Source organism: Phytopseudomonas flavescens, assembly GCF_900100535.1.
In the GTDB taxonomy this organism is placed as follows: Bacteria; Pseudomonadota; Gammaproteobacteria; order Pseudomonadales; family Pseudomonadaceae; genus Aquipseudomonas; species Aquipseudomonas flavescens.
In genome coordinates, this window is sequence record NZ_FNDG01000023.1 from 74,652 (window position 1) to 93,639 (window position 18,988).

The following is an 18,988-nucleotide window of genomic DNA, read 5'->3' on the forward strand; positions in this document are numbered from 1 at the left end:
AGAGGGGCTGTCGCCGTTTCATCAGCAGCCAGGTTACCGGCACTTGAACGAGAACAGCGCAGGATCCACGGGCGGCCGTCACGGCGGCCCCGGATCGACGGGTCGGCTGCACGGGCAGCCATGGGCGTCAGACGGTGAGAAGTACATCCGGCGGGCGGGCATGGCGGCAATGCCAGAGCGCCCAGAAAGCGAGGGTCTGCGGTAGCCCTGTGGGTTCGGGGACACGTCCCTGCGGGCACAGAGCTGGCAGGGCGAGGGCTGGGGCACAGGTGCAGAGCGGGAAAGGCATACCGTTGAGGCTCGCATGGGCAGACGGCCAGGTTAAATCGCTATTACCGCACCTTCACGTGGCCAGCGGCTAAACAATGGCCTGTCACGGCTCCGGCCTGTAGCCCAGCCTCAAGCCCCCCCAATGCCTGCCTTGCACGTGGATCGGCACGGACAGGTCGTGCATCAGCTCGCCGGTGTCACGCATGTAGGTCTGCAACAGCAAGCGTTGCTGATGGCTGCCACAGCGGATCCCGGTACGGTCGTTGAACAGTCGCTTGCTGCGGCTCTTCGCGGTGTCCACGGCGGGGTCGCCGGTGGGGGGCTGGTTGAACGCCTGGTTGTGGGTCGGCACGTAGCCTTCAGGGGTGGTGGCAATGGCGAACACCAGGCCTTCGTGGCGCTTGAGCAGCGGCTCCTGGATGGCGGGAAGCACTTGATCGGCATGGCTGTCGAAGCGCGTGCGGAATTTGGCCGGGAAACTGTTGGCGATCGGCTGGTACTGACGGTCGAACAGATCAGCCAGGCTGATCCGCCCGGCCTGGATGTCCGCCTCGAATTGACGGCCAATCGCCTCAGCGCCCTCCAGGGCCAGCTCGTAGATGCGCTGGTGATAGCTGTCCAGCCCGACGCTGGCCAACTGCTCGCTGACGGTTTCCGCCTGGCCGACCAGCTGTTCGGCCGCCTTGCCCAGGTGGCGGGTCTGATCCTCGCTGCTGCGCACGTCGCTGCGCAGTTGCTCGACCGACACCAGCAATTCGGCCAGGTGTTGGTGATTGCTCGCCGTGCCGGCGCTGATCTGCGCCACCTGGCTATCGACCTCGGCCGCCAGGTCGGCGATGCCGCGCAATTGCTCGCCAGTGAATTCGATCTGCCGAGCGGCCGCTTCCAGCTCCTCGGCCTGCCGCTGGATATGGCTGACCACCGCACCGCTCTGCTGGCGGATATCGGCGATCATCTGCCCGACCTCACCCGTGGCGGTGGCAGTACGGCCCGCGAGGCTGCGCACCTCGTCGGCGACCACTGCGAAACCACGACCCTGCTCGCCGGCACGGGCGGCTTCGATGGCGGCGTTGAGCGCCAGCAGGTTGGTCTGGCTGGCGATTGAATGGATGACCTGGGTGACCTGCTCGATCTGCTCGGTACGCGCGCCGAGGCCATCGATCAGCTCCCGGCTCGCGGCGGCCTGGGCACTGAGTTGCTGCATCCGGCTGATCGCCTGCTGCAGCTCGGCCTGGCCGGTGGCGCTGCTGGCACGCACGGTCTGCGCAGCGCCGAGGGTCTGGCCAGCACGCTCGGCGTTGCTCTGTTCGGTACGGGTCACGGCGTGGGCGCCTTCGCCTATCTGCTCGACCGCCGCCAACTGCGACTGCAGCTTGCCGGCCAGTTGCTGCACGGTGAAGGCCACCTGAGCCGCCGACAGGGCGTTATGGCAGGTATGTTGCGACAGGCTCTGGCTCAGCTCATCCAGCGAGGCCACTGGCGCGGCGTCGACAGCGGCGGTCACCGGACGTCGCCAGGGCCCCAGCCACGGCCATAGCGCCAGCATCAGTAGCGCGATGGCACCGAGATAAGCCGGCAGTTGCACCTGCTGCCAGAGCACCAGCAAACCGAGCAGGCCAAGCACGTGCAGGACCAGCCCCAGTGCCAGCCGGTGACGCATAGAACCAGAATCCATGGCGAACCTCTTTTCTTATTGTGCCGGGGTGGCGGTCGCAGCATGCGCGTCACCCGAGGACAAGCCCTCAACAGCTCATCGGCAGCGCAGGGCATATCTGTAGACACGCGGTGGCCGCCTGGACGAGTTGACCACCTCATCATGCGCCGGGCCATGGCACTTTGGTAGCAGAGGGACGCTCAGCGCTCGAGGCGGTGACGCTTCACGAAGGCGCGGTCGAAATAGTCCTTGCAGCGTCCGTAGAACTGCCCGCCCGCGCTCCATTGCTGCCAACCGAACAACGCACCCCCATCGCCGCTGGCCAGTAGTACGGGGCGCTGGCCGCTGGCCCGGTAATCGCGCAGCGGCCCGCCACGCAGGGCGGCCGTCAGATTGGCGGCAAGCACCGGCACCTGGCGCAGCGAATACAGCCCGCTCTTGCGAACGCCGGGCAGGCTGGCGCAATCACCCACCGCGAATATCTGCGGATGGGAATGGCCCTGCAGGGTCGGCGCGGTATGCACGAAACCATCGGCATCGCAGCTCAGGCCGCTGTCGGCGATCCACGGGAACGCCTGGGCGCCGCTGGCCAGCAGCAGCCGGCTGCCACGCCATACGGCGGCGTCGCCACTGATCAGGCAATCGCCGTCGATGCGACTGATCGGGCAGTGTTCGCGCACCTGTACCCGGCGCATGCGCAAATGGCCCCAGGCGCGCATCCGCAAGCCGGCGCAATGGCCAGCCAGCAGCGGTTCGCCACAGAACAGTGCCAGTTGCGGTACCTGATCGGCCAGCGCCAGGGCCATTTCCACGCCCGCCACGCCACCGCCCAGAATCGCCAGGGGCCGGGGATCACGCCGCCAGGCTTGCCAGCCGGCGATGAAGCTGTCCACCGGCTTGACGGCCAGCACGTCCATCGCGTCGCCCTCACGGGGCGGGCAAGCGACACGGTCACCGACATTCAACGACAGCCAGTTGCCCTGCAACACGCGGCCATCGCCCAGGGTCAGTTGCCGCGTGGCGGCGTCCAATGCCGCCACCGGCGCGACGATCAGCTCGACCTTCGCGGCCTGGCAGAGTGCACGCAGGCCAATCTGGCAATCCTCGGCCGCGTGGCGACCCGCCACCAAACCGGGCAGCATGCCGGCATGCCAGGTGTGTTCGGCACCGGCGAGCAGGCCAATGCGACCCGCCGGTCGCTCGATCAGCGCCCAGCGCCGCAAAACCCCGAGATGGGCCGGGCCTGCGCCTACCAGCAACAGATCGTAGTCAATCATCTACAGCGATTTCCTTGAAAGCCTGGGCAGAGCGACGCGGGGCCGCCCATGGAGAACGAGCTTTGACCGGAACGGTCCAGGAAGGATCCATTGCCGCCTTCGGCAGCATGGCGACAGCAGCCCGTTTCGAGCAAGAGAAGAGACGCTCGGGCCAGGCTTTCGACACATTTTCACGCAATGACCGCGCTGCGCGCAGCCCTTTTCAAGGTTACGCGGGCCTGCGCCATACACCGCACCAGGAGCCCCCGGCAATAGACCCACCCGAACGCAGCGCCCCCGGGAAGGGCAAGGTCTCGGGTATCGCTGCACGCGCGCCAGGGGGTTGCCCCCTGGCCCCAGGCAGAAACGAAAAGACCCGCCGGAGCGGGTCTTTTTTCGACGGTTTGGCTTACGCCAGTTCGTCGAAGCACTCGGCAACGATGGCGATGCCTTTTTCCAGCTGGGCGTCCGGGATGGTGACCGGCATCAGGAAGCGCACCACGTTGTAGTAGGTGCCGCACGACAGCAGGATCAGGCCCTTCTCGCGCGCCTTGGCGACGATCTTGCCAGTCAGCTCGGCAGCCGGTTTGCTGTGGTCACCGCCTTCGAACAGCTCGATGGCGATCATCGAACCCAGGCCACGTACGTCACCGATCACTTTGTGCTTGGCGGCGATATCGCGCAGGCCGGCCTTGAGCTTCTCGCCCACGGCGTTGGAACGATCCAGCAGCTTCTCTTCGTCGAACACCTTCAGCACGGCCAGGGCCGCGGCGCAGGCGATTGGGCTACCGGCATAGGTGCCGCCCAGGCCACCGGGGGCGATCTTGTCCATGATCTCGGCCTTGCCGCTGACGCCGGAGATCGGGAAGCCGCCGCCGACGGATTTGGCGAAGGTGGTCAGATCCGGCACGACACCCAGTTGCTCGGTGGCGAAGAAGGTGCCGGTACGGCCAGCGCCGGTCTGCACTTCGTCGGCGATCAGCAGGATGCCGTGCTGGTCGCACAGGGCGCGCAAGCGCGTCATGAAGGCGGGCGAATTGACGTAGAAACCACCCTCGCCCTGCACCGGCTCGATGATGATCGCGGCGATGTCCTGAGGCTGGGCATCGTTCTTGAAGATGCGCTCGATGCTGGCGATGGACTCGTCCTCGCTGACGCCATGCAGCTCGCACGGCGCGATGGCGCGGTACACACCGGCAGGCATCAGGCCCATGCCTGCGGAGTACGGCGCCACCTTGCCGGTCAGCGACAGGGTCATCATGGTGCGGCCGTGGTAGGCGCCGGTGAAGGCGATCACGCCAGCACGGCCGGTGGCGGCACGGGCGATCTTCACGGCGTTCTCGACGGCTTCGGAGCCCGAGGTGACCAGCAGGGTCTTCTTGGCGAAGTCGCCCGGTACGCGCTTGGCGATTTCTTCACACAGCTCGATGTAGGGTTCGTACGCCAGCACCTGGAAGCAGGTGTGGGTCAGCTTGGTCAGCTGTTCCTGAACGGCGGCGACCACTTTCGGGTGCAGGTGGCCGGTGTTCAGCACGGCGATGCCGCCGGCGAAGTCGATGTACTCACGGCCTTCGACGTCCCACACGGTGGCGTTCTCGGCGCGCTCGGCGACGATCGGGTGGATCTGGCCGACGCCGCGCGGTACGGCGGCCTGGCGGCGTTGCAGCAGGGATTCGTTGGTCTTGCTCATGGCTTCCTCATTCACCGCTCATCGTCGGTGTGGTTCAAGGATGACGCATCCCGGTACAGCCCCGGCAGCATGCGATGATCGACTGCCGGGCCTTGCGGGATACAGGGGGAAACTCGTATTTACGCCACCCCAAAGTGGCGCGGAATCAGGCGTTGTAAAAACGTAGCGAGCGACGGTCAGACAAGGCAAAAACAGGCGAAAAGCGGCCGGGGTCGCGCTCGACTTTACAAGTGTAAATGAGCATTTGAGCCTGTTTTTGACGCTGTATGACCGAGCGCAGCAGTTTTTAAATTGACTGATCAGATGCTCAGGCAGAGGTACTTGATTTCCAGGTAATCCTCGATGCCGTACTTGGAACCTTCACGGCCCAGGCCCGAGGCCTTGATGCCGCCGAACGGCGCCACTTCGTTGGAGATCAGGCCGGTGTTGATGCCGACCATACCGTATTCCAGCGCCTCGGCCACACGGAACACACGGCTCAGGTCACGGGCATAGAAGTAGGAGGCCAGACCGAACTCGGTGTCGTTGGCCATGGCGATCACTTCGGCTTCGTCCTTGAAACGGAACAGAGGCGCCAGCGGGCCGAAGGTTTCGTCCTTGGAGACCAGCGCATTCTTCGGCACGTCGGCCAGAATGGTCGGCTCGAAGAAGGTACCGCCCAGGGCGTGGGCCTTGCCGCCGGAAAGGATCTTGGCGCCTTTGGAAACGGCATCCTCGATGTGCTCCTTGACCTTGGCCACGGCCTTCTCGTCGATCAGTGGGCCGGTGGTGGTGCCGTCTTCCAGACCGTTGCCGATCTTCAGCTTCTCGACCGCGACCTTGAGCTTCTCGGCGAAGGCATCGTAGACGCCGTCCTGCACGTAGATGCGGTTGGCGCACACGCAGGTCTGACCGTTGTTGCGGTACTTGGAGATGATCGCGCCTTCGATGGCCTTGTCCAGGTCAGCATCGTCGAACACGATGAAGGGCGCGTTGCCGCCCAGCTCCAGCGACACTTTCTTGATGTCCTGGGCACACTCGGCCATCAGTTGGCGACCGATCTCGGTGGAGCCGGTGAACGACAGCTTGCGCACGATCGGGTTGCCGGTCAGCTCGCTGCCGATGTCGCCAGCGCTGCCGGTCACCACGCTGAACACGCCAGCCGGGATACCGGCACGGGTGGCCAGCTCGGCCAGGGCCAGGGCGGAGTACGGCGTCTGCGAAGCCGGCTTGAGCACCATGGTGCAACCAGCTGCCAGCGCAGGGCCGGCCTTGCGGGTGATCATCGCGGCCGGGAAGTTCCACGGGGTGATGGCCGCGGTGACGCCGATCGGCTGCTTGATGACGATCAGGCGCTTGTCGGCCTGGTGCCCCGGGATGGTGTCGCCATACACGCGCTTGGCTTCTTCGGCGAACCACTCGATGAAGGACGCCGCGTAGGCGATTTCGCCCTTGGCCTCGGCCAGTGGCTTGCCCTGCTCGATGGTCATCAGGCGCGCCAGGTCTTCCTGGTTCTCCAGCATCAGCTCATACCAGCGACGCAGCTTGGCGGAGCGCTCCTTGGCGGTCAGCGCGCGCCAGGCCGGCAGCGCCTTGTCGGCCGCCTCGATGGCACGGCGGGTCTCGGCCGCACCCATCTTCGGCACGCTGCCGATCACGTCCCCCGTGGCCGGGTTGGTCACCTTGATGGTCTGGCCGCTGTCGGCATCAGCCCAGGCACCGTTGACGAAAGCCTGCTGGCGGAACAGTTGCGCGTCTTTCAGTTGCATGGCGGTCTCCTCTATCCTGGCACCACGGCGCCAGGAGATGACGAAAGAAGCTGGGAGCGAACCCAGGCGTGGGTTGGAGCGACAGGCGAGCTGCAGCCTGAAAATTCGAACGGAGTGCGCCGCCGCGAGTTCAGCCGGCTGACACCGTCGTTTGAAATATCAAACAGATCCTAAGATCAGGTCGAGCAAAGGGCAATAGGCCGTTCAAGAAAATTAACAGCCCGCAGATCGGCGGGGCTACCGGCCGGCTTTTCTTATAGCCCAAACCAGCCGCCGAGGCCCGCCGAACGAGCGCTACGCCGAGCATGGACGCATGCCAGCGACATGCGTATGATTGCGCCCCGCAACGCACCAGTAGCTCAGCTGGATAGAGTACTGCCCTCCGAAGGCAGGGGTCGTGGGTTCGAATCCCGCCTGGTGCGCCAGATCGTTGTTTCTAGTTGTCTACAGATGTCTACGAAACGCCCTACAGAGCCCGCCCCGTGCGGGCTTTGTCGTTCCTGGCGTTCTCACGTCTCCACATAGCCACTTCAACCTAGCACCCATTCATGACCGGGCAGCAGAGGCACTTCCTGATTATTGAAGAATACCTGCGGATGAAAATGCTCAGGACATTGGCCCTGCACCTGCGTGAACACGGCCCCGCTAATTAGTCGAAACGGCCAAGGGCAATGGGTGTCAACTACAGGGTTGTCTGCCCCCACTCAGGAACCTCACCATGGATAACCCAGTCGGTCACGCCAAAGATGAACTCTCTAGAGGCATCGTTTGGCTCGCTCGGACTGGCTATGCAGCACGCGGGGTGGTGTATCTGATCATCGGCATCTTCGCGCTGCTCGCCGCCGAAGGGAGCGGTGATACGGTCGGCACCAAAGGCGCCATCTCGCAGCTGTTGGGGCAACCCTTCGGCGAAACGCTGCTCTGGATCATGGTCGTAGGGCTTGTCGCCTATGCCGCGTGGCGGATGACCCAGGCCATTACCGACCCGGAAGATCACGGCACCGACGCCAAGGGACTCGCCGCTCGCGCAGGCCTTGTTGGTGGCGCCATCAGTTACGGCCTGCTGACCCTGTTCACGCTGGGCCTCCTGGGAAGTTCGCTCGGTGAGCCCTCCGGTGGTGGGGGTGGCAACGGCGATTTTCTCTCCGGCATATTGGGCTGGAAGTACTCGAACTACCTTGTTTACCTGGTCGCGCTGGTGCCCCTGGGCGTCGGCATCGCGCACATCATCAAGGGCTGGAAAGCCAAGTTCGAAAAATACTTCTGCGCTTCGGAGGACATCATGCGTTGGGTAACGCCCATTTCCAGAGCCGGCCTCATTGCCCGAGGCGTTTCATTTCTCGTGGTGTCTGGCATGCTCTTCAGTGGTGGTACACGTTACCAACCCACCGCTCCACCAGACCTCGAGGACGCGCTGAACGCATTGCAATCACTGCCTTTTGGCACCGTCTGGCTGGGGTTGATTGGTGCAGGACTGATCGCGTTCGCGCTCTATAGTTTTTCCGAAGCGATCTGGCGACGTATCGACACTGCGGCAGTCTTTGACTGATACCTCGCCGTCATGAAACGCCCTGACGACACGGGGCTTTTCACTTAACAGGGCGTGACAGACCGCTATCCATCACACCGATGACTCAAGTTGCTTCTCATACTTCCGTTCCGGACACGGTCTTGATTGTCGAAGCCCCAGTGAATGCCTTGAACGAGCAATCACGCGATTGCGACCCAATATAATTCATTACGTATATCAACCGGGATGGCGACGTCCTTTTGCAGGCATGGGAATACCGGTCGAACCGCTGCAATCACAAGTCGCTGTATCGGCAACATTGTTTTCCACGCTGCAACTCACTCCCCATCGATCACCTCCGCGCCCACCAGAAACTTCTGCCGCAATAACGTCTCCCGGGTTATCGCGACCAGCGCATCGATCTGCATATCGGGCATTTCCGTCATGTAGGAGAGGCAAAAGCGGGCCGGGGGGATGGGGGGGTCACAGGGCAGGGTTTTCAGCAGATTGAGGGCGAGCATTTCGCGGATCAGCGGTACGGGCAGGATGCCGATGGCGTGGCCGGCAGAAACCAGTTTGGCCATAAAACTCAGGGAGTTGCTGGAGTGGAAGGCTTCCGACGGTGCGTTGCCGCCCTTGAGCCAGTTCTCGACCACCGAGTAAAGCGTCGAGGGGGCCGAATGGCTGACGATGGGGTAGCTGGCGGCGTGTTCCGGCAGGAAGGGATCGGCGTCGATGGCCAGTTGCGGTGAGGCGACCCACTGGAAGGTCATCCAGCCGATGAAGATGTCGGTGACGTCCTCGCGGGTGGCGGGGTTGGTGAGCAATGCCAGGTCGAGCTCGTGGTCGTTGAGCTTGCGGTTGAGCACCGCGCCGACGTCGATGGTGATTTCCAGGGTGATCTCGGGAAAGTGCGCCTTGATCTCGGCGATCACGGCGGTCAGGCCGACCATCGCCGAGCATTCGTCGGCACCGAGGCGCAGCCTGCGGTGCTGCTTCTGCTTGGCAGCGAACTGCTCGAGTTTCACGCTGTTGTTGAGCGCCAGCTCGGCGTGGCGCAGGGCGATATGGCCATCGGCGGTAAGGGTCATGCGCTGTTTGCTGCGGTCGAACAGCTTGACGCTGAGCAGCGATTCCATCTCCCGAATCCGCGAGGAAATGGCCGGCTGGGTGAGGTGAAGATGGCGTGATGCAGCATGTACGCCGCCCAATCGGGCGGTCCAGTAGAAGGCCTCGATCTGCATCAGGGTAATACGCATGATAAAAATCTTCCCCTCTTCTGTTCGCTGATTTTTATTATCGCCGGAAAAACATGCTTGCTAGGATCGGGTTAACTTTCTTGCCCAAAACGAATAATTAACTAGCGCATGTATATTATCGAAGCACTTCCTGAAGCGATTGATCCAGAAGAACTTTCCGTTCTTTTGCGCGCCGAGCCCGCGACTATCGGGCACTTCATTACCACCGGCATATTGAGCCCACAGATACGGGCGCATTTCGAGAACCTGCGCACCGTGGGCACGGCCGTCACGGTGAAGATGCCCGGCGCCGACGGCGGGATCTTACATTACGCGATGGGGTGCGCGAGGCCCGGTGATTTTCTGGTGGTCGATCGCTGCGGCGAAAGCGTGACCGCTGCCATGGGCGGAGCCATGGCCTATGCCGCCAAGCAGGCGGGCATCGCCGGGATCGTCATCGACGGTTACGTCACCGACCTGGGCGAGATCCGTCAGCACGGCGTACCGGTCTGGTCCTGGGGCGCCAGCGCCATCACCACGCGGGTGAAGGGCGAGGAAGGCGAATTCTGCACCGCGGTGCAGTGCGGGGGCGTCGTCGTTCGGCCGGGTGACGCGGTGATCGCCGACGAGAACGGCATCGTCATCGTGCCGCCCGCCCAGGCACTGGCCCTGGCCCGCCGCGCCATCGAGTTCCAGGAGAACGAGAAGCACACCCTGGCGCGCCTGGCTCAGGGGGAGAAGTTCCCCGACGTGGTGGGCTCGCGCCCGCTGATCGACGCGGCCATCGGCAAAGCACGCTGATACCGCAGTTCCATCGATAGGCCGGCATCACTGCGCGCAAGGTCAGGCGCCACGACAATTCCAATACTGACCCGCTGCACTTTTCATCAGGTTTCTGCCCCGTAGCTCCCCCAAAAGAACAACAGGACTACCATGAAACTGTACTCGCTCCCCAGGGTGATCCTGGCTGCGCTGGGCTGCTCGATTGGCGCCAGCGCGCTCGCGGACGATGCGTCGTCCATCCATTTCAATGTGGTCGGTGGCGGTAGCCACAACTACACCTTTCGCGCCGTCGAGCGTCCGTTCTGGAATGAAACCCTGCCCGCCAACTCGGGCGGCAAGGTCACCGCACGCCTGATGGGCCTGTCGGAAAGTGGCCTCAAGGGCCCGGAGATGGTTCGCGTGCTGCGCTCCGGCGCGGTGGAGATCGGCATGGGCGTGTTCGCCTTCGTGGCGGGCGACGATGCCGCCTTCGAGGGCATCGACCTGCCCGGCATGGCCGCCGACATCGAGACCTCGCACAAGATCGCCAATGCCTACAAGCCGGTGCTGGAGGCAGGCATGGCCGAGCGCCACGGCGTCAAGCTGCTGGCGACCGTGCCCTATACCGCGCAGGTGTTCTTCTGCCGCGATGCCGTGAATGGCCTGAAAGATCTCAAAGGCCGCAAGGTCCGGGTACGGGGCCGCAACATGGCCGATATGGTCGGCGCACTCGGCGGTTCGCCGGTTACGCTGCCGTTCGCCGAGGTGGTGACGGCCATGCAGACCGGCGTCATCGACTGCGCGGTAACCGGCATGGGCTCGGGCAATGCCGCCAAATGGTACGACGTGGCGAGCCATGTCTACGACCTGCCGGTGGACTGGTCGATCGGCTTCTACGCCATGGGCCTGCAGCGCTGGCAACAGCTTTCCCCTCAGGTGCAGCAACTGCTGCAGAGCCAGGCTCAGGTGCTGGAGGATGCCCTGTGGACGGAAACCGCCAGGGAAAACCGCTATGCGCTGGCCTGCAACACCGGTGCGGCCGACTGCCAGATTCACCACCCTGCCAAGATGCAGGCCAATGCCCCCAGCGACGAGGAGCGCACCAAGCTGCGCGCCGTGGTGCTGCGCATCGCCAATGACTGGGGCACGCGGTGCGGCGCCGACTGCGTGCAGCAGTGGAATGCCACGGCGGGCAAGGCGATCGGCGTCAGCCTGAAAGATCCCTGAGCACAGCGAAGGCCTCGCCCGATGCGGCGTTTGCCGCGCTGTCCTGCAACCGTTCGCGGAGAAACCTGCTCATGCAACCTACCGACACCCCGAGCCTCCGGCTCATCAATCGCATCGCCCGGCTCAGTGCCTGGGTGGGCGGCATCGCGCTGATGGGCTCGGCGCTGATGATCAGCATCGACCTGCTGTTGCGCCGCCTGTTCGGCTTTTCCATGGGCGGCGCCGACGAGATCGCCGGCTACGTACTGGCCATCGTCAGCGCCTGGGCCTTCCCCATCGCGCTGCTCAAGCGCTCCCACCTGCGCGTGGACATCATCTACTCGCGCCTGTCGCTCAAGCCCAAGGTCGGCCTCGATCTACTGGCACTGGCCGGCATGGCGCTGTTCGTCGGCACGCTGCTGCTGCATGTCGCCGGGGTGCTGTGGGATTCCATCGCCTATCGCTCGATTTCCACCACGCCGCTGCAGGTGCCGCAGTGGATTCCCCAGTCACTGTGGTTCGCCGGGTACCTGTTCTTCGCCACCACCATTGTGGTGCTGGCCTACAACAGCGTGATTCAGCTGCGTCAGCAACGCTGGGCGGCGGCCAACGCGCTGATCGGCATCAACTCCGTCGAGGAGGAGATCGAAGAAGAATCGCACTCCGGCCGTCCTCACGACATTACCCGGGAGGGCCGCTAGATGTTGGCTTTCACCCTTATCGTGCTGCTGGGCCTGCTCGGCCTGAGCGTGGCCGCGGCGGTCAGCGTTGGCTTGCTGGGCATGTCGCTGGCCGAGCTGTTTTCGGCGCTGCCACTGAGCAACGCCATGGGCGAAATCGCCTGGAGCACCGGCGCCGAATTCCTGCTGGTGGCCATTCCGTTGTACATCCTGATGGGTGAGTTGCTGGTCTGCTCGGGTGTGGCCGGGCGCATGTACAGCGCCGCCGACAAGTGGCTGTCGTGGCTGCCGGGCGGCCTGATGAACTCGAACATCGGTGCCTCGGCGCTGTTCTCCGCCACCAGCGGATCCAGCGTGGCCACGGCGGCGACCATCTCGACCATCGCGCTGCCGGAGCAGGAGCGCAAAGGCTACCCCGCTCCGCTGTTCCTCGGTTCGATCGCAGCGGGCGGCACCCTGGGCATTCTGATTCCGCCCTCGATCAACATGATTCTGTTCGCGTTGATCGCCAACCTCTCGGTACCCAAGCTCTATCTGGCGGCGACCATCCCCGGCCTGCTGCTGTGCGTGATGTTCGTGGCGATGATCGTGATCACCTGCATGATCTGGCCGAAGCTCGGCGGCACCCGGCAGCACGCAACTTGGGCCGAACGCCTGGCTAGCATTCCCGACCTGCTGCCACCGCTGTCGATCTTCGTGCTGGTGGTCGGCGCCATCTACAGCGGTTTCGCCACCGCCAGTGAGTCGGCGGCACTCGGTGTGCTGGCAGCGTTCGGCCTGGGTCTGTGGCGTCGCACCTTCACCTGGCAGAACCTCGGCCAGGCGTTCGAATCCACCATGCGCACCAGCGGGATGATCATCTTCATCACCCTGTCGGCGTTCTTCCTCAACTTCGTACTGTCGGCCATCGGCCTGACGCCTACCCTGGTCAGCTTCGTCACCGACCTGGACATGTCACCGATGGCCACGCTGCTGGCGATCATCCTGTTCTACATCGTCCTCGGCTGCTTCATGGACACCCTGGCGATGTTGATCACCACCGCACCGCTGGTGGTGCCGGTGATCGTGGCGCTGGGTTTCGACCCCTTGTGGTTCGGGGTGATCCTGATCGTGCTCTGCGAGATGGGGCAGATAACACCGCCGTTCGGCATGAATCTGTTCGTGGTGCAGAGTATTCGCAATAAAGGCAACTTCATGGATGTCATCTATGGGGCGCTGCCGTTCTGCCTGGTGCTACTCTTGCTCATCGCGCTACTGATCCTGTTTCCGCAACTTGCACTGTGGCTTCCACAATTCGCATGATGTTATCGATGCCTGCTCTGCACATTGGCACGATCACGATTAATTAAGAAAAGCAGAGCAGATAAAACACCGTGCAAAAGGATTTGCCATGTTCTCCACTTCATCTGGCGGCGCCGAGCAGAAGTTCTATTTGACGCCACAGCGCAGGCACCACAAGCCTCGTGGCACGCGGCGGCGCTCGGCTGCCTGGCCGCTTATATGCGGCTGATGGTTGTAAGACAATAACGCGATAAATCGCGACTTCTATCGGTGCATGCGCGCTTTGGAAGTGCAGCAAGTACAGGTATCCGGCGTTTTTATCAGCCTAATAAAAACATTGAATCCGACTCTTCGGGTAGCGCCGTTGACACTCGAGGGTAATGAGAAAAGAATCGATCACCGCGTATGACAACATACGACCAATAACAAAAAGGTGATACATGCCCGCCTATTGCACCACGGCCAACGCTGCCGTATCGGACACTTTCACGAGTGCCGAAAACAATGATCACGCAACTTCCTTACTTCGCTCATCTGCCCATTCGCTGGAGAGAGCACCGTGAAAAACATTCTGACCATCTACTTCACCGCGCTGAAGGTGCTGATCGTTTCCAGCCTGGTGTGTATCACCCTGTTGATCTTCTTCAACGTCGTCCTGCGCTATGGCTTCAACTCCGGACTGTTCTTCAGCGAGGAGATCTCGCGGCTGGCATTCGTCTGGCTGGTGTTCGCCGGGGCCCAGTTGATGCTCCACGAGAACGGCCATATCGGTGTCGACATCGTGACCAGTCGGGTATCGCCAACCGTCGGCAAATACCTGTTGCTGCTCACCCAGGTGCTGATGCTCTACGTCACCTGGCTGTTCCTGGAGGGCAGCTGGAAGCAGACGCTGATCAACCTGCATGTCGGTGCGCCATCGACTGGCGTGTCCATGGCGCTGTTCTACGGCGCGGGCCTGGTGTTCTCAGTAGTGAGCGCAGCGCTGATCACGATACAGATGATCGACAACCTGAGAAAACCGGCAGGCAGCTACGTCCCACAGACAGCCGAACCCGACACCCACGTCGCACCCACTACCCAAGCTGGGGTACTGAAGTAATGGCCCTCACCGTCTTCGTCGGCGTGCTGATGGCCGCCATCCTCATCGGCGCCCCCATCGCCTATGCCCTGATCCTCTGCGGCGTTGCCCTGATGTGGCTGCTGGGGCTGTTCGATGGGCAGATCATCGCGCAGAACATCATCAACTCCGCCGGCAGCTTCCCCCTGCTGGCCATTCCGCTGTTCATCATCGCCGGTGAGGTGATGAACAGCGGCGGGCTGTCCAAACGCATCATCAACCTGGCCATCGCCATGGTTGGCCACCTGCGTGGCGGCCTCGGTTACGTGACCATCTTCGCGGGCGTGCTGCTCTCCAGCCTGTCCGGCTCGGCACTGGCGGACGCAGCTTCACTGACCGCGCTGTTGCTGCCGATGATGGTCATCGCCGGTTACAACAAGAACCGCTCCGGCGGCCTGATCGCCTCGGTCTCGGTGCTCGGTTCGATCATCCCGCCGAGCATCGGCTTCGTGGTACTGGGCGTGGCGTCCGGCCTGTCGATCACCAAGCTGTTCCTCGCCGGCATCGCTCCGGGGCTGATGATCGCCCTCGCGCTGTGCGTGGCCTGGTGGCTGGTATCGCGCCACGACACCGATGTGAAGCTGACCCCCAAGGCATCCTCCAAGGAGCGCGCCAAGGCCTTCGTCGACAGCATCTGGGCGCTGATGCTGCCGGTGATCATCGTCGTCGGCTTGCGCTTCGGCGTGGTGACGCCGACCGAAGCGGGTGCCGTGGCCAGCGTCTATGCGCTGCTGGTTTCCACACTGGTGTACCGCGAGCTGAACCTGAGGGATCTCAATGCGCTGTTGCTGCGTGCCGGCAAGACCACCGCAGCAGTGATGTTCCTGGTCGCGGCGGCATCGATCCCGGCCTGGATGATCACCATCGCCGACATTCCAGGCCAGATCATCGATTTGATCGCGCCGGTGATGGACAACCCGAAGCTGCTGATCCTGGTGCTGATGCTGCTGATCCTGGTGATCTCCATGGTCATGGACCTGACGCCCACCGTATTGCTGCTCGCGCCGATCCTGGTGCCGGTGGTGACGGCGGCGGGCATCGACCCGATCTACTTCGGCGTGCTGTTCATGATCAATTGCTCCATCGGCCTGATCACCCCGCCCGTGGGTACGGTGCTCAACGTCGTCTGCGGCATTGGACGAATGCGCTACGAAGCGCTGCTCAAGGGCACCTTCCCGTTCCTGATCGCGGAAATCATCGTGCTGTTCTTGCTCGTGGCCTTCCCCGATCTGGTCACCGTCCCCGCGCAATGGTTCGCCAAATAACAACAGCCAACAAAAAGGACTCCCCCATGAAGAAGCAACTGACCGCGCTCGCTGCGTTGCTGCTGGCCAGCAGCCTGAGCTTCGCCGCCGAGTACAACTCGCACACCATCAAATTCGCCGCCACCAGCCCGAAGGGCACTCCACCGGCCATCGGCATGGAACTGTTCGCCAAGAAAGTCAGCGAGCGCAGTGGCGGCAAGATCAAGGTACGCACCTTCCCCAACGGCGTGCTGGGTGGCGACGTGCAGGTACTGTCGTCGCTGCAGGGTGGGGTGATCGAGATGATGACGTGGAACGCCGGGCTGATGCTCAACCACGTCACCGACTTCGGCATCCTCGACTTCCCGTTCCTGTACACCGACACCGCCAAGGTCGACGCCATGCTCGATGGCGAAGTCGGCAAGATGCTCACCGACCAACTGCCGCAGCAGAACCTGGTCGGCCTGGCATTCTGGGAGCTCGGGGTGCGCAACCTGACCAACAACAAACACCCGGTGGCAAAACTGGAAGACATCACCGGCCTGAAGATCCGCGCGCAGCAATCGCCACTGTTCCTCGATGTCTGGTCGGCCCTCGGCGCCAACCCAACACCGTTGCCGTTCACCGAAGTGCACACGGCGCTGGAGACTGGCACGGTCGACGGTCAGGAAAACCCGGCCGCGCTGATCCTCGCCTCCAAGTTCAACGAGGTGCAGAAGTATCTGAGCCTCACCCACCACAACTACAACCCGCAGATCGTGCTGATCGGCAAGACTTTCTGGGACACGCTCAACGACGACGAGAAGAAGCTGATCAGCGAAGTGGCCATGGAGGTGCGCCTCGAGCAGCGGCAGATCTCCCGTGAAGCGGACAGCAAGGCCATCGCCGAACTGGAAGCGTCGGGCATGACGGTCAACGCGCTGCCGGATGAAGAAGTCGCCCGTATCCAGGAAAAGATCCGTCCGGTCGTCGACAAGTACGCCGCCAAGATCAACCCCGAGCTGGTGAAGAAAGTTTACCAGGCCATGGATGTCGCCCAGCCCTAAGCACCGCAGCGTCGCTGCACGAACACGCGCGCCCGATCGCTCGGGCGCGTTCTGCCAGTCATAGAGGAAACCCATGAAAATTTCGGTCGCGCAGATACACCCCGTTCCCGGCAACCCGACCCAGACCATCGAGAAAGTCGCCGAGCTGTCGCGTCAGACGGCACTCGAAGGCTCGCGCCTGATCGCCTTTCCAGAATGCCTGCTCACCGGCGGCTCGTTCGACAGCCGCGAAGACCTGGAGCGTGGCGCGATCGAGATCGAGGCGTTGGCACCTTTGCTGGCCGTGAGCGCGGAGACGGGCATCTACATCATCGCCGGCTTCTACGAACGCCGCCCGGACGCCATCTTCAACACGGCAGCGCTGATCGGTCCCGAAGGTGTCGTGGGTCTGCATCGCAAGCGTCACCTGCCGTTCATGATCGGTGACCGCTTCACCGATACGCCGGATGAGTGGACGCCGCCGGTGTTCGATACCGAGATCGGGCGTATCGGCATGGCCATCTGTTATGAAATCCGCTTCCCCGAAGTGGTACGCACCCTGGCCCTGGAAGGCGCCGACATCGTCGTGCTGCCGGCCGCCTGGCCAGAGCAGGCACGCATGCTGCCGGATATCTTCAGCACCGTGCGGGCAGCCGAGAACATCGTCTACTTCGTGGCGCCGAACCGTAACGATATGGATGGCGGCATGCAGTTCATCGGCATGAGCCACATCATCGAGCCGTCCGGCAAGACGCTGGTACGTGCTGGCGCAGAAGATGGTGTGTTCACCGTAGAAATCGACGTGGAGAAGGCCCGCAACAAGTCGCTGATCCGCGAGCCTGGTGTGTTCGAAGTGCATCCTTTCCGCGATCGCCTGCCCGATACCTACCGCATCTGAGATGACCTGATGACCAGCACGCTCAAACAGTTGATGGCTCGTTCACACACCTATGGCATGAACATCTACGGCACTTCGTCGATGGCCATCGAGGTGGCGGGGAACTGGGGCCTGGATTTCGTTTTCATCGATGCCGAGCACACTTCGCTGGGTGTCGATCGCGATATGGAAAAGCTCATCCTGGCAGCCAAGTGCTCGGGTATTCATAGCCTGGTGCGGGTACGCGGTACCCTAGAGTGGGATATCCGCAAGGCGCTGGAAATGGGCGCATCGGGGGTGATCATTCCGCAGGTGCACAACGCCGAGCAGATGCGCACCATCATCCGCTACAGCAAATTCCCGCCCATGGGCCGCCGTGGCGGTGACAGCTCGGTACGCTCGGCCAACTACTCAGGGCCGAACTTCGACTGGGGCAGTTATACCCAGGCAGAGAATGAACGCAGCGTGATCGTGCCGATGGCGGAGAGCTACGAGTTCTTCGACAACATCGACGAGATCCTCGACGTCGAAGGTATCGACGCCGTGCACTTCGGCCCAGCCGACTACTCCCTGTCACGCCAATTGCCAGTCGACTATCGGCTGGGCAACCCTGAAGTGCTGCAACGCCTGGAGCTGCTGATCGAGAAGTGCCACGCCCGCTCGATCCAGGTCATGGTGCCCTGCTTCCCCGCCGACGGCGAAACCGCCAAACGCCTGCTCGAGATGGGCAGCGACATGCTGCTGATGGGCAGTGACCTGTCCTGGCTCAACCAGGCTGGGCGCAGCATCGCTGCGGTCAAGGAACAGCTGCAGTAACCGAGTAAAGCGCCAAACGACGAAGCCCGCTCTATGCGGGCTTCGTCGTTTTTGGGTTAGATAATCCCAAGCACCAATACGCTCAGCATCGGGCTACATTCCTTGTGCATAAATGAGCAGGCACTTGCCCCCTCGGCTTACGCCTTCGGCTACCCCCGGCTACAGCCGCCTCAAGATATCCGTAGGGTGGAAGACGCTTCATCCTTGCACCACAAACTCTCGTACACCCCGCCTCGTAGCCGGGATCAAGCGAAGCGATACCTGGGAGTGGCCATCGAAGCCAACTGTCCCGGGTTACGCCTGCGGCTAACCCAGGCTACAGCCACCTTTTCCCACGCCGAAAAGACGAAACCCCAGACCTCTGTCGAGATCTGGGGTTTCTGGTAGAAGCTTGACGATGACCTACTCTCACATGGGGAGACCCCACACTACCATCGGCGATGCGTCGTTTCACTGCTGAGTTCGGGATGGGATCAGGTGGTTCCAACGCTCTATGGTCGTCAAGCAATCCGGTTGGGGAGTCGATGTTTAGGTCGCTTCCCCGAATTGGGTATGTGATATCCGTTGGTATTGCGTGTTCTTGCAAATTTTCGGCTTTACTGTCGACTTCAACC

Annotated in this window: 15 protein-coding genes, 1 tRNA gene and 1 rRNA gene; 11 read left to right on the forward strand and 6 right to left on the reverse strand. The window is 62.6% G+C overall.

Annotated elements, in window-relative coordinates:
* Positions 1–373 precede the first annotated feature (373 nt).
* The 4 genes from BLR94_RS23065 to gabD form a co-directional block, all read right to left on the reverse strand.
* Complete coding sequence (locus tag BLR94_RS23065) at positions 374–1,945, reverse strand: methyl-accepting chemotaxis protein (RefSeq protein WP_084308252.1); 1,572 nt, start codon at positions 1,943–1,945, stop codon at positions 374–376.
* 179 nt (positions 1,946–2,124) lie between these two features.
* Complete coding sequence (locus tag BLR94_RS23070) at positions 2,125–3,201, reverse strand: FAD-dependent oxidoreductase (protein ID WP_084308253.1); 1,077 nt, start codon at positions 3,199–3,201, stop codon at positions 2,125–2,127.
* A gap of 388 nt (positions 3,202–3,589) precedes the next feature.
* Complete coding sequence (gene gabT, locus BLR94_RS23075; RefSeq protein WP_084308254.1) at positions 3,590–4,870, reverse strand: 4-aminobutyrate--2-oxoglutarate transaminase; 1,281 nt, start codon at positions 4,868–4,870, stop codon at positions 3,590–3,592.
* A gap of 299 nt (positions 4,871–5,169) precedes the next feature.
* A complete protein-coding gene (gene gabD, locus BLR94_RS23080; RefSeq protein ID WP_084308255.1) occupies positions 5,170–6,618 on the reverse strand; it encodes an NADP-dependent succinate-semialdehyde dehydrogenase in 1,449 nt (482 codons plus the stop codon).
* 348 nt (positions 6,619–6,966) lie between these two features.
* Between gabD and BLR94_RS23085 the strand changes: the two genes are divergently transcribed.
* Both BLR94_RS23085 and BLR94_RS23090 read left to right on the forward strand, forming a co-directional pair.
* Positions 6,967–7,043 (forward strand) — tRNA-Arg (locus BLR94_RS23085).
* A 293-nt stretch (positions 7,044–7,336) separates the two neighbouring features.
* Positions 7,337–8,167 (forward strand): DUF1206 domain-containing protein, encoded by an 831-nt coding sequence (locus BLR94_RS23090; RefSeq protein WP_084308256.1) that lies wholly within the window; start codon positions 7,337–7,339, stop codon positions 8,165–8,167.
* Between the two features lie 299 nt (positions 8,168–8,466).
* On the opposite strand, the gene BLR94_RS23095 is transcribed toward BLR94_RS23090, so the two are convergent.
* The gene (locus BLR94_RS23095; protein WP_084308257.1) at positions 8,467–9,387 is read right to left on the reverse strand and encodes a LysR family transcriptional regulator; all 921 of its coding nucleotides are present in this window, start codon (positions 9,385–9,387) and stop codon (positions 8,467–8,469) included.
* 108 nt (positions 9,388–9,495) lie between these two features.
* Here BLR94_RS23095 and BLR94_RS23100 point away from each other — a divergent pair, with 108 nt between their 5' ends.
* The 9 genes from BLR94_RS23100 to BLR94_RS23140 all read left to right on the forward strand — a co-directional run bounded on the left by BLR94_RS23100 (position 9,496) and on the right by BLR94_RS23140 (position 18,374).
* Positions 9,496–10,167 (forward strand): RraA family protein, encoded by a 672-nt coding sequence (locus tag BLR94_RS23100; RefSeq protein ID WP_084308258.1) that lies wholly within the window; start codon positions 9,496–9,498, stop codon positions 10,165–10,167.
* Positions 10,168–10,299: 132 nt separating this feature from the next.
* The gene (locus tag BLR94_RS23105; protein ID WP_084308259.1) at positions 10,300–11,355 is read left to right on the forward strand and encodes a TRAP transporter substrate-binding protein; all 1,056 of its coding nucleotides are present in this window, start codon (positions 10,300–10,302) and stop codon (positions 11,353–11,355) included.
* 71 nt (positions 11,356–11,426) lie between these two features.
* Complete coding sequence (locus BLR94_RS23110) at positions 11,427–12,035, forward strand: TRAP transporter small permease subunit (protein WP_084308260.1); 609 nt, start codon at positions 11,427–11,429, stop codon at positions 12,033–12,035.
* Positions 12,036–13,316: a TRAP transporter large permease gene (locus BLR94_RS23115; protein WP_084308261.1), complete on the forward strand. Its 1,281-nt coding sequence runs from the start codon at positions 12,036–12,038 to the stop codon at positions 13,314–13,316.
* 538 nt (positions 13,317–13,854) lie between these two features.
* Entirely contained in the window at positions 13,855–14,394 is a 540-nt protein-coding gene (locus BLR94_RS23120; RefSeq protein ID WP_084308262.1) for a TRAP transporter small permease, read from the forward strand.
* A complete protein-coding gene (locus tag BLR94_RS23125; protein ID WP_084308263.1) occupies positions 14,394–15,677 on the forward strand; it encodes a TRAP transporter large permease subunit in 1,284 nt (427 codons plus the stop codon). Before BLR94_RS23120 ends, BLR94_RS23125 begins: the two co-directional genes overlap by 1 nt.
* A 26-nt stretch (positions 15,678–15,703) precedes the next feature.
* Positions 15,704–16,702 carry a TRAP transporter substrate-binding protein gene (locus tag BLR94_RS23130; RefSeq protein ID WP_084308264.1) on the forward strand — a complete coding sequence of 333 codons (999 nt, stop codon included), beginning with the start codon at positions 15,704–15,706 and terminating at the stop codon, positions 16,700–16,702.
* 73 nt (positions 16,703–16,775) lie between these two features.
* Entirely contained in the window at positions 16,776–17,579 is an 804-nt protein-coding gene (locus BLR94_RS23135) for a carbon-nitrogen hydrolase family protein (RefSeq protein ID WP_084308265.1), read from the forward strand.
* A 9-nt stretch (positions 17,580–17,588) separates the two neighbouring features.
* Complete coding sequence (locus BLR94_RS23140; RefSeq protein WP_084308266.1) at positions 17,589–18,374, forward strand: HpcH/HpaI aldolase family protein; 786 nt, start codon at positions 17,589–17,591, stop codon at positions 18,372–18,374.
* Positions 18,375–18,763: 389 nt separating this feature from the next.
* Here the strand turns inward: BLR94_RS23140 and rrf are convergent.
* Positions 18,764–18,879: ribosomal RNA gene (gene rrf, locus BLR94_RS23145) — 5S ribosomal RNA — on the reverse strand.
* Between the last annotated feature and the right edge of the window lie 109 nt (positions 18,880–18,988).